Here is a 15,028-nt window from a genome sequence, read left to right as displayed (position 1 = left end):
CCAGCCTTCAGCTGGCGGTTGTTGAGCAAGGCAGGATACTCAGTAGCAGGTATAATTTATTTATAATCTGATGGTTGTGTTGTCGCAGTCAGGCGCTGCGCGGGCATGATAATGGGCAGCGGATGGAAATCCACTGCCCCATTATAACCTGATATAAAAAGTTGATTATATTGTATCCTAATCCTCCATCGGCGGCAGCGACTCAAGCAGCATCTTGGCCTCTTTAGCCGGCTCCGAGTCAGGCGCTTTCTCAATCAACCGCTCCAAGACTTCCCGCGCCTTGACATTTTGCTGCTGCTGAACCAGGACGCGCCCGAAGTGCAATTGGATCTGCGGATCCTCCGGAAGCTGCTCCGCCGCGCTGCGGATCAATTCGGCTCCGTAGAGGGTGTCGCCGTTCTTCACCAACAAGATGCCCAGCGTATCTTGCACGTAAGGATCGTTCGGCGATGCTTGCCGGGCGCGCTTAGCGTATTCAATAGCCTGCTTCAGCTCCCGATCCTGGCTCAGCCAAGCAAGGTTGTTCAGCGCCGGCACATGGTTGGGGTAGTGTTCCACCACCTGGGCATAGGTAGCCAGGGCCTCTTCGTTGCGCTTGAGGGTCAGATACCCCCCGGCCAAGTGCATCAGCACCGCCAAATCCTGTGGATGCGTCTGCAACCAACGTTGCATAACCTCAATCGCCTCATCGTGCTTTTCTTGCGCCCACAGCGCCCGGACCAGCAGAAGGGTGAGCTCCGTATCCGGCTTCTGGGCGCGGGCAGCCGACAGACTCGTGACCGCGCCTGCATAATCTCGCGTACCTAGAGCAAACCACCCCGCAATACCCAACACCTCGGGTCGCTCCCCGAATTCCTTGCGCAACGCGCCAAGCGCTGTTTTCGCCTGCTCCAGTTGATTTTCATGGACCAACAGCTTGATTTCGCCGACTCGCGCGGGTAGATAGCTCCGATTGATCTGCAGCGCGCGCCTGAGCTCCTCACCCGCTTTTTCAGTTTGGCCACTGCGCGCCAGACTGTCGCCATACAGAAAGTGCGCCTCTACTGAGTCCGGCGCCGCTGCGGCCCAGCGCTCAAAAGAGTGCTTAGCGGAAACCGAATCACCGGACTGCATTTGTGACTTGCCCTGAAGCTCCAGCAGCACCGGCTGAGCCTGGAACTGCGCGTGGGTCAAATCCTTTGTTAACCTCAGCACCTCCGCTGGGCGACCGGCGCGAAAATACTCTTGCGCAAGCTTGGCGCGCACCACCAGCGCGCTCGGATTATTTTCCAGCGCCTGCTCCAGCGCCACGAGACTGGCCTCCGGATTTCCGAGGCGGGTCTCAATCTCGGCGAGCAACAACGCTGCTTCCTCGTCGCCAGGCTGTTCTTTCAGCAGGGACCGCAAAAGCGTTTTACTCTGATCAAGATGACCCCGTTGCGCTTCGACCTTGGCCAAGTTGCGGGTCGCCGAAGGTTCATTGGGCTGCAGCGCAAGGACCTTGTCCAACTCAACCTTCGCTTGATCCCACTGGCCGGTTGCCAGATAACAGGCCGCTATCAGATTCAACGGATCGATCCGATCCGGATAGAGCGCATGTAGTTTTTTCGCCTGCTCCAGGGCTGCTTCGAATTGATTGTTGCGGAACGCTTCGAGCGCCAGCAGAAATTCGCGCGAATAGTCCCCCGCTTCGTCCACTGGCTTTTTGGCGTCTGGCGCATCGATGGGTTGATTGGCCATCAACTTCGCCACCATGAACATTTCCTGCGCCTGTTTGGACTCTGGCTCAAGAGCGGCAAGCTGTTTGGAATACTCCATGCCTTGCGCGGCATCGCCTTCGAGCAGAGATATCGTGGTCAACATGCGCAAGGTCGCTTTATCCTCAGGCGCATTCCGCAACGTAGCTTGCAACACGTCCTGGGCCGCGGCATATTCCTGAAGGCTGATGTTCACTGCCCCAAGCAATCGTCCCACCGCTTGCGCGTGGGGAGCTTTAGCATACACCGCTTGCGCGTGTTGCCGCGCCTGTTGCGTCTGCCCGAGCAGGAAGCGACTGATGGCTAGATACATCTGGTTGGGCATAAAACTCGGGTCTGCATTGTAACTGGCTTCAAAAGCATCAGCCGCCTCGGCGTATTGCTTCTGCCGGAAGCGAATCAGTCCCGCCACATAGTTCACATAAGAATGGTCCTTCCAGCCATTCTTCTTTAACTCCTGAATGTCAGCTTCGGCATCCGGAAACTTGTGAAGCTGGATGCGCGCCAAAGCGCGCTTCGCCCGATCCAGGGTGGGATAAGCTCGATTCTGGATTGCGTTGCCAAACGCGGTTTCCGCTTCCGCCGCTTTGCCCTGGCTCCATTCCAGTTCTCCCAGGATACTCCACGCTTCGGGGGAGTCTGGGTCCGCCTCCAGGGCAAGCGCCGCCGATTGCCGCGCGGCGTCGTATTCCCGCTGCATGGCCTGCATGATCGCCATACCAACCAGCGCTTCCGTGGTCTTTGGCTCCAGTTCCAACGCCCGTTCCAAAACCAGGCGCGCTTGCTCGAATTGTCCTTTCAAGACATACGCCTGGCCGCGTAAACTGAAAAGTAGCGCCTGGTTCGCCTGGGACGTGTCAGGGGGCAGCGACTCGGTTTCCGCCAGCACTCGATCAAAGTCACCCTGGAGTAAGATACTCTTGACTAAAACCGGCTGCGCCTCAGCTTGCGCCAACCCCAGTTCCATCGCCCGTCGGACTTCCTTTTCCGCCCTAGCCGCATCGCCCAGTTTGAGAGCAACCTTAGCTATCAACCACCGAGCTTCCAATGTATTCGGATCTTTTTGGAGCGCATTGGATAATTCAATAAAGGCCGAGCGTAATTCACCCTTGTGCAAATGCTCTTGAGCTTTGCTCACATACTCAGCGGGGGTCAGACTTTGTCTACAACCGCCCAATTGAAACAAGCCTGCAAGAACCAAAACTGCTAAAAGCGCAAAACGGCGAAGATCATACATAGCATCAAGTTCCTTAAATTATGGTATCTGTAGAAGATTGAACAAAAGTTTATAAGGAGGCTATTTGAGGGTGAGTGCAATCAACGGACTCTCGGTCTCATTGTAAACGCTTGGCCGGCACCCCACCCCAAATTTGATTCGGACCAATCTGTGTATCTTTGCGCACTACAGCGCCAGCCGACACGATGGCGCCGTCGCCAATGGTCACTCCAGACATAATGACTGCCGTAGCGCCAATCGTCACATTATTGCCGATCCGTATGCGGGACAGCGCAAAGCGCTGACCTTCAATGGCATGACTGAAAAAAGCAGCATCATGACCGATAATGCAGTTGGCGCCCACCTCGGTGAGCGGTGGGTCGAGGATTGCGCCAGCGCTGTAGGTATTTTGTCCCAGTCGCGCGCCCAACGCCAGATACACTAAACGCATGATAGGAACAGGAAGAAAATGGGTGCGAATCAGTGCATTAAATAACATGAGATAAAACAGAATATTGACTTGGGCGGCAAATTCTTCTCGAGAGCCTGGGCGGATCTCACCCTCCACCAGGGGGAAAAAATGGAGAAACAACCGATAAACCACAAAAGCCCAGAGGTAACCAAATATCACTGCGCCAATGACCAACGTCACACCCCGGAAATCTCCAAGTGGGGCGGAACCAAGCAACAAGGCGGTAGTTACAATGCTCAGGACCAGGATAATGGCCAGAAGTGAGAAAAAGCAGGCAATCTGCGGTGGGGTAATTGCTCTCATCACGATTGCTCCATTGTTGAAAGATACATCTGGCTGAGATTCATTAAGTGAATTTACTCCACAAATCAGAAAGACGATGCCATCTACAAATAGAAATAGCATGGGTTTCGAAAACATAGCACAATGGTTTCGTGACCTCGCCGATTCTAACCGCGCCAACCACGCCGCACCATCGGCGCAATCCAGCAACGCCTCGCCCAAATCCTTCAACACTGCCGGCTCACTGATCTGCGCCAACTACGGCGCGCTGTCCGCCGCCACTCTTTCGCCAAAGCAGCGCTGCACCAACCGCAACAGCAATTGCCGCTCAAAATCCAAGCCCTGCTGCAAGTCCTGTTGCAAACCTTCTTGCCGCCCGATCCGCTCTACACTGCTGACATACTGCATCTTTCTTGCCTCTTCTTCCGCCTGTAGTTTCCGCTACATCCTCGCTCATCGCTGGCTCCCGTCCAGAATGTTGGGCAACGCTCCGCTTTTGCCCAACCGACGCTATTTAGCGATTTGTTCCCCGAAAACCCGCCCCGTATCCCATTTCTCGATGACCTGCCGGAACCGGCTCGCTGCCTGTCGACAATGCGCATCCTCCAGCAAGCGTCGGGTTGCCGTCTTAACGACTTCTGGGGTCAATCGCCCCACCCGCAGCCGCACACCGACCCCCGCCTGCTCCAGACAGAGCATGTTCAAATGCTGATCCATGTTGCTGACCACACCCAACACCGGCGCTCCTGCCGCCAGCGCCTGCTGAGCCGCCAGACTGCCACCATTGCAGATCACCAGTTGCGCACGGGCCGCTGCCTCGACACCTGGCAGGAAATCCGCCACATAGGCATTCTGCGGCGGCGCGCTGCCCAAGGGTTGCCCAGCGGTCGCCGCCATCACTGTGACCGGTAATTCCGCCAAACCGCGCAAAATCACGGGCAAGGCCCGTTCATTTTCCCCGGAACTACCCAGAGCGACATAGATAATCGGCTGATCATTCGGCAACGCATCCCACCACACCGGCGGCTCGACCGTAGGCGACCACAGCACCGGCCCCAACCAATGGTGGTGCGACGGCAGCGGCGTGGTGGGGATCAATTCTGGAATATCCGCATACAAGGTCTGATCGGCATCGGTATACACCGCCCGCAAGTCATACCCCAGCTTGGGCAACCCATACTCCCGCCGCACCCGGTTCAACGGCAGCGTATGCAGCGCGAACACCAAGGGCCGCGCCAGACTAAACAGCGCCTGCGACAAACCCACGCCGAACGCCTGGGTCATCGGATGCTCGGGCAAAGGGAACGGCAGCTGTGAATAAGGTCCCCAATAGGCATTGGTAATCGTGAAGTAGGGTACGCCCGCCACTCGGGCGCTCACCCCCAGCGAAATGCGGAAATCACCGATCACGATATCGGGTTTCACCGCATCCAGCAGCGCCAGATCAGCCTGGACGTAGCCCCGCAACGTATCGAGATCATAAACTGGCCGCCCCTTGGCCAGATTGTCGAGAAATTTTACCGTAGGGATGGTCTCGACTGGCCGCCAAGCGAAAGGCAATTCCCCAAACAGCTTCAGATAACGATCATCACAAGCCAAGGTGATTTCGCAACAAGCCGGGTCCAGCGCCCGCGCCAACACCACCGGCCGCACAACATGCGCCAGGGTCACAGCCTCGCCGACAAAGAGAATGCGTTTGGGCGACATGGATTTCATCAGTTCGCCGCCATTAATTGCGCCAACGGCAACCGCAACGACCGCGCCACTGGTGCCGGCCCAAAACCCACCCGTCCCATATAAACGCCCTGCCGACAGGCTTCCAGCCCCATCAGATTCTCCATTCGCTTCACCAGCCGCCGCGCTCGTTCCAACGATCGCGGCGACGCGCTGAACGCAACGTCATTATAAATATAGGAAGCAAAAATCAGCGGCGTCATCTCCGGCTGAAATTGCAAGCCAAGATCGGTCGCCGTCAGCCAAAAGCGTTGCATCGCCCGCCCGCCGGCCACGTAATCATCCACCGTCTGCAACGGTGTTTCCGCCACAATCACGAAATGCGCCGCGCAATTCAAAGCCGGTAGTACATCCAGTTGCAGGCGTGGCAACAGCGTACCCCCCAAATAGGTATTCAGAAAACGCACCCGTCCCCAACTCTGCAACGCCCAGCGCATCAGCCGCAGCGCCACCGGATCCAAACCCACCGCCTGATCAGGAATACGGTCCCGGCTAAATTGCGCATTCCACTCAATGATAGCTTTATGCACTGAATAGGCTTCTGGCATCGTCAGGCGAATTTCCGCGTTGTCGAATAACAGACGCGCCATCTGCCGCAGCGTCCCGCGACCTTCCAGCCAGAGCACTCGATAACCTGCCCCAACCGAGGCTTCCAGTATGCTCCGTCGCTGCGCGTCGAGAGGTTGCCGGCTAAAGGAACGACGGTTAGTCACCCGGGCGCGAATCGCGTGTTCCAGGAAATGTCGTTCAGGGGAAATGTCGGAAAATTTTACATCGAACGTAGGCCGGGTTTCCGGCAACCCTTCCCGCCGCTGTGCTTCACACCGCAAACCCTGTCCTTGCGCTGCAATGTTGATCGTTTCCAGCACCCCACCGAGCGCTAGTTGGCTAGCGTGACCTTGCAAGTCATAAACGACTTCATCGCGGGTATCGAACCCATGCACCACCAGGCGCCGTTCATTCAGAATTTCGAAGCGCCACGGTTGCGTATTGTCCCCACTCGGCGCCCAGCGCGCCAAATCCAGGATCTGCTCCAACTCGGTTTGTGGAACAAATTCCGGCTCGCGCTGTGGCCGTACAGCTTCCTGCGCCAGACGCTGCCCGACCGCCCGATACGCCAAACGCCGTTTCAGGGTTTGCAGCGGCCCTCGATTCCCCCAGCGCAACCGACTGCGCACATACTCCCCCCGGTAACATTCAAACAGGTGATACCAGGGCGCTGCGTAAACCGGCTGACGATGCAGCAAAATCTTCAGCGCCTCAATTCCGACAATCCCGGCGCACAACTGACAGGCCATCGGCGTCGATGGCCCTCGCCGATGCGCTAAATCCAACCGATGCGGATCCACCAAATAAAAACGATGCCAGGCTTTCGGCGTCAACCCCAACAGAAAATTCACATACTGCCGCTCGACCGGCAAACCCTCCAAGCGGAAATACTCCTCGAAACTCATCCCACCCGGCAAGAAAATCAAATACGGCGCGCCCATCCCGATCGGCCCGGCGGTGATGGCTGGAATGCCTAGCTCGTAGCAACGCCCAAACACCAAAGCACGCACCTCCGGCACGAAGAAATCCAGTCCATCCACGAACAAATCGACATCGCTGAGAAATTCATCCATATTTTCGATGCTGACTCCTTGAGAAAAAAGCTGGAGATCCAACTGGGGGTTAATATCGCGCGCCTGACGAGCCAGTACCTCTACCTTCGGCTCGCCCAGCGTACTGAGCATCGCCCCGGCCTGCCGGTTAAAGTTAGCCAATTCAAAGGCATCCAGATCCGCGATGTGAAACGCTCCGATGCCCAACCGAGCCAAGGTCAGCAAATGCGCGCCGCCGACCCCGCCCATGCCGGCGATCGCCACCCGCTTGCTGCGCAACAAAGCCTGCTCGGTTTCCGTTACCCAACCGATATTGCGGCTGAACGCCTCGGCATAATCGAAATCGCGTGTCATGTTTATTTCCCCGTGCGCTCGGTGAATGATCCTGGAGTAACCGTTCAGTCTCCCTTTTGCCAGCGTGCAATTTGAACAAGTCTAATAGAAAAATATTCAGGAACAGGTTCAGTTACATGGAGTGAAATTTGCGTAAGTTTACGAATCATGTAACAATCCTAGTTGCTAACCAGGTTGTTATTCAGGAGCCTGTTTGTCGGCTGACAGGCCAAGTCGTTATAGTCTCGCAATCAGATTAGCCTATATTCCAAACTATCCCGGCGCTTCGCGCCACTCCTTCTTGAAAGGAGGGAATTGCGGAATGTAGGCTGTCAGTGAGTAAAGCTATAGCCACCACCATCAAATCACGAGATAACTGATGTTTGATTACACCTATGAAGCAATCCTGGCCGACACAGAAGCCGCTCGCGCCATCCATCGAAAGATTCGTTATCATGTTTATTGTGTGGAGCGCCGCTTTGAAAATCCTGACGATTTTCCCTTTGGCGAAGAGCACGATCGCTGGGATGATGAACACTACACCACTCATTTCATTGTCCGACATCGCCGATCAGATCAATGGGTCGCCGCCATGCGGGTCATCCTCCCGAATGCGCCCTGCTTTCCCCTTGAAGCCTTGCAATGTTTGACCTCGACTCATCCGAATCGCCATTTACCTCGCCGTGAACTGGGTGAAATTTCCCGAGTATGCATCATTCGGTCCTGCAATGCCCATGCACTCAATCCGTACCTCGGTTGGGACTTTGGCCATGTCAGTAAAGATGGTGAATCCGAAGTCTTTCTTGGCCTTATTCGCGCTTTTATCCTTTATGGCCTTCATCGAGAGATCAAGCATTACTATATATTAGTCACCGCCGCCCTCGCACGTTTATCGCGCCGATTAGGCATAGTGTTGCATCAGGCCGGCGTTTCTGTTGAACATCGAGGTTGGCGCACACCCTATCTCCTCGATGTCCAGGCCAGCAGGACGGCGCTGTGTCGGCGATCAATAGCGATCCGGGACATGTTTGATCGCAAGACATTAGTCTATCGTCCCTTTTCACTCCTCGAAAAAACGATGAATGAGATTTCTCTGCCCATGCTGCCCCATCTATTCCCGGGATCCTCGACCTCTGAAGCATTCCAGCCTGTTGATGTCACCCCATACCCGCTTCACCCTACCTGATTCCTCTTGAACAGCGGGACCAACACACCGTAGCCATCGCCTCGTCGACTGATGATGAAATCCTTCTATTCCTTTAACCAAACTCTTCCGGTCCGAATCCAACTCGCGGCAACAACTGCTGCAACTCTTTCCATACTGCATCGGAATCATCCCCACGCAAGGTAATATGCCCAACCTTGCGTCCAGGGCGCAAAGCTTTGCCGTAGTCGTGATAATGCGCATTTGGCAACGCCAGCACCGCTGACCGTTCGGGTAAATCGCTAATGGCGTTCAACATCACCGAATGGCCAATAGCCGTCGTCGATCCCAGCGGCAGACCGAGAATCGCTCTCAGATGATTCTCGAATTGACTGGTTTCAGCGCCCTCGATAGTCCAGTGCCCGGAATTATGGACGCGCGGCGCCATTTCATTAGCGATTAAGCGACCCGCCTGGACGAAAAACTCGATGGCCAGCAGTCCGACATAATTCAGCCGATCCAGCAACCGGTGGGCGTAATCCCAACCTTCCTGCTCCAGCTTCGGCATGAGATAGGGCGCTCGCGACAAACGCAGAATCCCCTCGCGATGATGGTTTTCCACCAATGGATAGAAAGCGGTTGCGCCATCACGGCAGCGAATCGCCAGCACCGACACCTCGCGTTCAAAAGGAACGAAGCTTTCCAGAATCAGAGGAACGCCGCCAAGCGCTCGCCAAGCCGCTTCCATATCTTCGGGGATACGTAAAATGCGCTGCCCCTTGCCGTCGTAACCCAGCCGCCGGGTTTTCAATACGGCGGGCAGACTCATCCGCGTCACCGCATCCTGCAATTCCTCCAGGCTATCAATCGTGGTGAAATTCGGCGTTGGAATGCCCATCTCCCAGAACAAGGTTTTTTCGGACAACCGATCTTGCGCCCTCGCCAGCGCCTCGGCGGGCGGGTGAAACTCGACCCGTCCCGCCAGAACGTGGGCCGCTGCTGCCGGCACATTTTCGAAATCAAACGTCACTACGTCTGCCCAGTCGGCGAGTCGCTCCAATTGCACAGGGTCGTCATAGTCACCTTGAATCAGGGGCGCGACCTGCCCGGCGCACGCATCCACCGCCGGATCGAGGATCTGGAAACGCAAGCCCAGCGGATAACCGGCCAGCGCCAGCATCCGCGCCAACTGACCGCCACCGACGATGCCGACGTTCACAGTGCGCTGCTCCGGGGGTCGGGCTGACTCAGCACGTTTGCGGTCTGCTGATCGCGGAAAGCGCGCACGGCTTCGCGAATGGCGGGATATTGATGACCCAGCATCGCCGCAGCCAGCAATGCCGCGTTGATCGCGCCGGCTTTTCCAATGGCCAGCGTCCCGACCGGAACGCCACCCGGCATCTGGACGATGGACAGCAACGAATCAAGGCCATTGAGCGCCTGGGATTGCACGGGTACGCCCAATACAGGCAATATCGTCTTGGATGCCGCCATGCCGGGTAGATGCGCGGCGCCGCCGGCCCCGGCGATGATGATCTGCAAACCGCGCGCCTCGGCGCTGGCGGCGTAGTCAAAGAGTAAATCAGGAGTGCGATGGGCTGATACAACGCGAACCTCGTAAGGTACTTCGAGCGCGTCCAGGGTGTTCGCAGTATGCTCCAAAGTGCTCCAGTCCGAAGTAGACCCCATGATCAAGCCCACCAAAGGTGTCTTTTCCATGCTATTCATGTCCTTATAAGAATGATTAAACTCGGCGCACAGATCGAACGTGAGCAGCGACTGTGTTGTCAGCAGGCATCATTGACGCCGGTCATAGTCATTAATTTGTCAAATTGATGACTCATTTTCTCATAAAAACCTGCCCGGAAACAGATTTGCCTATTCGATTAGGCGGTTCACTTGCGCATTGAAATAGAGATCGCCATGCATTGGGCCAGACGTGGACTAAGGAATAGGGGGCGAACGAAAATTGTACCTTGAACTTTTCCCATGATGGACTGCCCCTGCTTTTGACACACTATTTCCAATATCCTTTAAGTACACTGACCAACCTGGCTTCGTCGAACCCTTCGCTGAACGCGGCGGTTAAGCAAAGGCGCTTGATGGTTGGCTGTGGGCAGTCGCTACGCAACTAATGGATTAACCGGGAGCAACGGTATGGCTGGGCATGACATGCGGAGCTGGATCATTCATATCCGCAAGGACACTCTCAAGTTCGCGGCGGCGCACATGACGGTCTTTCCCGATGGCGCGAAGGAAGGTTTGCATGGTCATAATTACCAGGCGGAACTGACGGTGGAATTGACCGAACCGGCGCTGCCGCGCATGCTCAGCTACGAAGCTTTTAAAAAGGCGTTACGGACCGTTTGCGCGGAATGGGATGAGAAAGTGCTCATCGCGGGCGACAATCCCTGGATGGAAACTTTGCCTACCGAACCAGGCGAGTATGCCTTCCGGCTTTGTGGCAAGCGGTATGTGCTGCCTGCTGATGAGGTCGCAGTATTGGCGATAGAGAACGTGACTGCTGAGAATCTGGCCGAAGTACTGTTCGAGCGGTTCTGGACCGAACTGACCTGTGACCGCTCGGTGTGCTGGCGGGAGCGGATCATTGCCGTCAGCCTGCGCATCGACGAGTCGCCTGGCCAAGGGGCCACATACACTATCCGTTGGGGCTGAGCCACAGCTTACGGCCCTGAAAAACCTATGCAACACATTCTGGTTATCACGCTTAGCAATCTGGGCGACGTAATCATGACCACGCCGGTGATTATGGCGCTGGCCGCCCGGTTCCCGTCCGCAAAACTCACCGTGCTGGTCGGCCCGAAAGCCTGCGATCTGCTGAACAAAAGCCCGCAGATTCACCAGGTCGTGGTTTACAACAAGAAAACCGACTGGCGCGGAAAATGGCTCTTGCTGCGCGAGTTGCGCCAAGTCCACTACGATTGTGTAGTCGACTTGCGCCATACCCCGATTCCCTGGCTGCTGCGCTGTAATCAACGCAGTCCGCTGCTTCGCCGCTTCCGTAAAACCAATCAGCGGGATCGCCATTGGGAAATCCTGGAAATGATGGGTTTCAATTCGCCCCGCCCGCTAGTCTTTCAATTTTTTGATGAAGCCGACGTTTACGCGGGTCTGGAGAAGTTACGCGCCAAGGGCATTCTGGAAACCGGCGGCTGGATCGTTGCCGCACCGGGCGCGGCCAGCGAGAAAAAGCGTTGGCCGGTCGAATCTTTTCAGTCCGTGCTGGGTGAACTGAGCAAGCGCGCCTCCCGACCCATTGTGCTGGTCGGCGCGCCAAACGAGCGGCCCATTGCGGAAGCGGTCGCGCGGGAACTATCGGGAATGGCCGCTGTGCTGTGCGGGGAAACCAGTATTAATGAAACGGCTGCCTTGTTGTCAAGAGCTACGCTGGCGTTGGCTAATGACAGTGCCGTCATGCATCTAGGTTTTGAACTAGGCATTTCAACCGTAGGGATTTTTGGCCCGACGGATCACGAAAAGTATGGTCATACAGGCCCACAGTTTCGCATTGCCCGTGAAGATGCAAAAAGGTGTTCCTGCAACGCGCTGCGGATGCCCGAACACGAGCGAAGCTGTTTTCATGGACTCCAGCCGGAAAAAGTGCTGAAGCTCTGTTGGGAGTTGCTGGAACCAGCCCTGGAGAATTGAGAATGATTGTCGCAAATGACTCTTCTATCCTGATACCACCCTTTCAAGGTATAATTTTCTAAAGATTTTCCCCGCATCGCGGGAATTCACCGCAACCATACTATTAAAGGGGCTTTCTCCGTGCTCGATACCTACCGCCAACAAGCCGCCGAACGCGCCGCCATGGGCATTCCCGCGCTCCCGCTGAGCGCCCAGCAGACTGCCGACCTGGTCGAGCTGCTCAAGAACCCACCGAAAGGCGAAGAAGATTTCCTGCTGGAATTGATGACCCACCGCGTACCGGCGGGCGTCGATCAGGCTGCCTACGTCAAAGCCGCCTTCCTGGCCGCCGTGGCCAAGGGCGAGGCCCAATCGCCGCTGATCTCCCGGATTCGCGCGACCGAGTTACTCGGCACCATGCTGGGCGGCTATAACATCCAGCCGCTGATTGACCTGCTTGACGATGCGGAATGCGCCCCAGCCGCCGCCAAGGCGTTGTCGCATACCCTGCTGATGTTTGATTATCGGCACGGTGTCAAGGAAAAAGCCGATGCTGGCAATGATTACGCGAAGCAAATCATGCAGTCCTGGGCCGAAGCCGAGTGGTTCACCAGCCGCCCCAAGGTGCCGGAGCAAGTGACGGTTACGGTGTTTAAGGTCACTGGCGAAACTAATACTGACGATCTGTCGCCCGCCCCGGACGCCTGGAGCCGCCCCGACATTCCGTTGCACGGCCTGGCTATGCTGAAAATGGCTCGCCCCGGCATCGAACCCGATGAACCCGGCAAGCTTGGCCCGCTGAAACTGATCGAGTCGCTCAAGACCAAGGGTCATCCCGTAGCCTACGTGGGCGATGTGGTCGGCACCGGCTCCAGCCGCAAGTCGGCGACTAATTCCGTACTGTGGTGGACCGGCGAGGATATTCCCTACGTCCCCAACAAGCGCTATGGCGGCTACTGCCTGGGCGGCAAGATCGCGCCGATCTTCTTTAACACTCAAGAAGATGCGGGCGCATTGCCGATCACTGATTGCGATGTGACCAAGATGCACATGGGCGATGTCATCGACATCTACCCCTATCAAGGCGTCGTCAAAAATCATGACTCCGGCGCTGAACTCAGCCGCTTCAGCTTCAAATCCGATGTGTTGCTGGACGAAGTGCAGGCGGGCGGGCGCATTAACCTGATTATCGGTCGCGGCCTGACCGACTGGGCGCGCGAAGTGCAGGATATGGAGCCTTCCAAGGTTTTCCGGCGTCCGGTTCCGGCGTCGGATTCGGGCAAAGGCTTTACGCTGGCGCAGAAGATGGTGGGTAAGGCGTGCGGCGTCGCGGGCGTGCGCCCCGGCACCTATTGCGAACCCAAGATGACCACGGTGGGTTCCCAGGACACCACCGGCCCGATGACCCGCGACGAGTTGAAAGACCTGGCCTGCCTGGGCTTCTCAGCGGACTTGGTCATGCAATCGTTCTGCCACACCGCCGCCTATCCGAAGCCGGTCGATGTGCAAACCCATCACACTCTGCCTGACTTTATTTCCAGTCGCGGCGGCGTCGCGCTGCGTCCCGGCGACGGCATCATCCACAGTTGGCTGAACCGGATGTTGCTACCTGACACGGTGGGCACCGGCGGCGACTCGCATACCCGCTTCCCGATTGGCATTAGCTTCCCCGCAGGTTCCGGCCTGGTCGCCTTTGCCGCTGCCACCGGCTCCATGCCGCTGGACATGCCGGAATCGGTGCTGGTGCGCTTCAAGGGCAAGCTGCAACCCGGCGTGACCCTGCGCGACCTGGTCAACGCCATCCCCTACGCGGCGATACAGGCGGGGCTGCTGACCGTGGCGAAGGAAGGCAAGAAAAACATCTTCTCAGGCCGCATTCTGGAAATCGAGGGTTTGCCCGATCTGAAAGTGGAACAGGCGTTCGAGTTGTCCGACGCCTCGGCGGAACGCTCCGCCGCCGGTTGCACGGTGCGGCTGAACAAAGAGCCAATCATCGAGTACCTGAACAGCAACATTACCCTGCTCAGGTGGATGATCGCAAACGGCTATCAAGACGCCAAGTCCCTGGAGCGGCGCATCAAGGGTATGGAAGATTGGCTGGCTAATCCGACGTTAATGGAGCCGGACGCCGACGCCGAATACGCGGCGATCATCGACATCGACATTGATCAGATCAAGGAGCCGCTGCTGGCCTGTCCCAATGACCCGGACGATGTCAAGACGCTGGCTGACGTGGCCGGCGACAAGATCGACGAGGTGTTCATCGGATCGTGCATGACCAATATCGGTCATTATCGCGCGGCGGGCAAGGTGCTCAGCGGTCAGGCCAACATCCCGACCCGGTTGTGGATTTCCCCGCCGACCAAGATGGATGCGCACCAACTCAGCGAGGAAGGCTATTACGCGATCTATGGCGCAGCCGGAGCGCGGATGGAAATGCCGGGTTGCTCGCTGTGCATGGGCAACCAGGCGCGAGTGGCGGACGGCGCAACCGTGGTGTCCACCTCGACCCGCAACTTCCCCAACCGCTTGGGCAAGGGCGCCAACGTCTATCTGAGTTCCGCAGAGCTGGCGGCGGTCTGCGCATTGCTGGGTAAAATTCCGACCTTTGACGAATATATGAAGTACATGGGTGAAATTGGAGCCAAGGGCGCCGAAATCTACCGCTATCTGAATTTCGATCAGACACCGGAATATCGCGAAGTGGCCGAGAAGGTCAAACTGGCCGCTTGATGCAGTAAGAATGAGAGCATCCCAGGGCATTGCCCTGGGGAGCATTCGCTCCATGAACCGCCGATTTCCACCCTGGTAACCCTTTAATCCTAGTGGTAACCCGAATCGCTTAATGATAACCTCACATCT

11 protein-coding genes are annotated in these 15,028 nt (G+C 56.8%); 4 read left to right on the top strand and 7 right to left on the bottom strand.

Going from position 1 to position 15,028, the window contains the following annotated elements; all coding sequences use genetic code 11:
• Positions 1 to 177: 177 nt before the first annotated feature.
• The 5 genes from prsT to H6973_06260 all read right to left on the bottom strand — a co-directional run bounded on the left by prsT (position 178) and on the right by H6973_06260 (position 7,395).
• Positions 178 to 2,973 (bottom strand): PEP-CTERM system TPR-repeat protein PrsT, encoded by a 2,796-nt coding sequence (prsT, locus tag H6973_06280; GenBank protein ID MCP5125244.1) that lies wholly within the window; start codon positions 2,971 to 2,973, stop codon positions 178 to 180.
• A gap of 97 nt (positions 2,974 to 3,070) precedes the next feature.
• Positions 3,071 to 3,727, bottom strand: a complete 657-nt coding sequence (locus H6973_06275) for an acyltransferase (protein MCP5125243.1) — start codon at positions 3,725 to 3,727, stop codon at positions 3,071 to 3,073.
• Between the two features lie 237 nt (positions 3,728 to 3,964).
• Positions 3,965 to 4,114, bottom strand: coding sequence for a hypothetical protein (locus tag H6973_06270; GenBank protein MCP5125242.1), 150 nt, complete (start codon positions 4,112 to 4,114; stop codon positions 3,965 to 3,967).
• Positions 4,115 to 4,216: 102 nt separating this feature from the next.
• Positions 4,217 to 5,413: a glycosyltransferase gene (locus tag H6973_06265; GenBank protein MCP5125241.1), complete on the bottom strand. Its 1,197-nt coding sequence runs from the start codon at positions 5,411 to 5,413 to the stop codon at positions 4,217 to 4,219.
• Between the two features lie 8 nt (positions 5,414 to 5,421).
• Positions 5,422 to 7,395 (bottom strand): ThiF family adenylyltransferase, encoded by a 1,974-nt coding sequence (locus tag H6973_06260; GenBank protein MCP5125240.1) that lies wholly within the window; start codon positions 7,393 to 7,395, stop codon positions 5,422 to 5,424.
• A 358-nt stretch (positions 7,396 to 7,753) separates the two neighbouring features.
• Here H6973_06260 and H6973_06255 point away from each other — a divergent pair, with 358 nt between their 5' ends.
• Positions 7,754 to 8,560, top strand: a complete 807-nt coding sequence (locus H6973_06255; GenBank protein ID MCP5125239.1) for a PEP-CTERM/exosortase system-associated acyltransferase — start codon at positions 7,754 to 7,756, stop codon at positions 8,558 to 8,560.
• Between the two features lie 73 nt (positions 8,561 to 8,633).
• Here the strand turns inward: H6973_06255 and H6973_06250 are convergent, their stop codons facing one another.
• A complete protein-coding gene (locus H6973_06250; protein ID MCP5125238.1) occupies positions 8,634 to 9,737 on the bottom strand; it encodes a 5-(carboxyamino)imidazole ribonucleotide synthase in 1,104 nt (367 codons plus the stop codon).
• Positions 9,734 to 10,237: a 5-(carboxyamino)imidazole ribonucleotide mutase gene (gene purE / locus H6973_06245; protein ID MCP5125237.1), complete on the bottom strand. Its 504-nt coding sequence runs from the start codon at positions 10,235 to 10,237 to the stop codon at positions 9,734 to 9,736. The genes H6973_06250 and purE overlap by 4 nt, the downstream gene beginning before the upstream one ends.
• Before the next feature lie 438 nt (positions 10,238 to 10,675).
• On the opposite strand from purE, the gene H6973_06240 reads away from it, so the two are divergent.
• The 3 genes from H6973_06240 (at position 10,676) to acnB (ending at position 14,899) form a co-directional block, all read left to right on the top strand.
• Positions 10,676 to 11,194: a 6-carboxytetrahydropterin synthase gene (locus H6973_06240; GenBank protein ID MCP5125236.1), complete on the top strand. Its 519-nt coding sequence runs from the start codon at positions 10,676 to 10,678 to the stop codon at positions 11,192 to 11,194.
• Positions 11,195 to 11,221: 27 nt separating this feature from the next.
• On the top strand, positions 11,222 to 12,187 hold the full coding sequence (locus tag H6973_06235) for a glycosyltransferase family 9 protein (protein ID MCP5125235.1): 966 nt from the start codon (positions 11,222 to 11,224) through the stop codon (positions 12,185 to 12,187).
• A 120-nt stretch (positions 12,188 to 12,307) separates the two neighbouring features.
• On the top strand, positions 12,308 to 14,899 hold the full coding sequence (gene acnB, locus H6973_06230) for a bifunctional aconitate hydratase 2/2-methylisocitrate dehydratase (protein ID MCP5125234.1): 2,592 nt from the start codon (positions 12,308 to 12,310) through the stop codon (positions 14,897 to 14,899).
• Positions 14,900 to 15,028 lie beyond the last annotated feature (129 nt).

The organism is Gammaproteobacteria bacterium, from assembly GCA_024235095.1.
GTDB lineage: Bacteria > Pseudomonadota > Gammaproteobacteria > Competibacterales > Competibacteraceae > UBA2383.
This window is presented reverse-complemented; position numbering and strand designations above follow the sequence as displayed.

What these genes read in the sequence shown, in the direction of transcription:
- prsT (MCP5125244.1), bottom strand. Translation starts at nt 2,973, where the DNA reads ATGTATGATCTTCGCCGTTTTGCGCTTTTAGCAGTTTTGGTTCTTGCA.
- H6973_06275 (MCP5125243.1), bottom strand. Translation starts at nt 3,727, where the DNA reads ATGAGAGCAATTACCCCACCGCAGATTGCCTGCTTTTTCTCACTTCTG.
- H6973_06270 (MCP5125242.1), bottom strand. Translation starts at nt 4,114, where the DNA reads ATGCAGTATGTCAGCAGTGTAGAGCGGATCGGGCGGCAAGAAGGTTTG.
- H6973_06265 (MCP5125241.1), bottom strand. Translation starts at nt 5,413, where the DNA reads ATGTCGCCCAAACGCATTCTCTTTGTCGGCGAGGCTGTGACCCTGGCG.
- H6973_06260 (MCP5125240.1), bottom strand. Translation starts at nt 7,395, where the DNA reads ATGACACGCGATTTCGATTATGCCGAGGCGTTCAGCCGCAATATCGGT.
- H6973_06255 (MCP5125239.1), top strand. Translation starts at nt 7,754, where the DNA reads ATGTTTGATTACACCTATGAAGCAATCCTGGCCGACACAGAAGCCGCT.
- purE (MCP5125237.1), bottom strand. Translation starts at nt 10,237, where the DNA reads ATGGAAAAGACACCTTTGGTGGGCTTGATCATGGGGTCTACTTCGGAC.
- H6973_06240 (MCP5125236.1), top strand. Translation starts at nt 10,676, where the DNA reads ATGGCTGGGCATGACATGCGGAGCTGGATCATTCATATCCGCAAGGAC.
- H6973_06235 (MCP5125235.1), top strand. Translation starts at nt 11,222, where the DNA reads ATGCAACACATTCTGGTTATCACGCTTAGCAATCTGGGCGACGTAATC.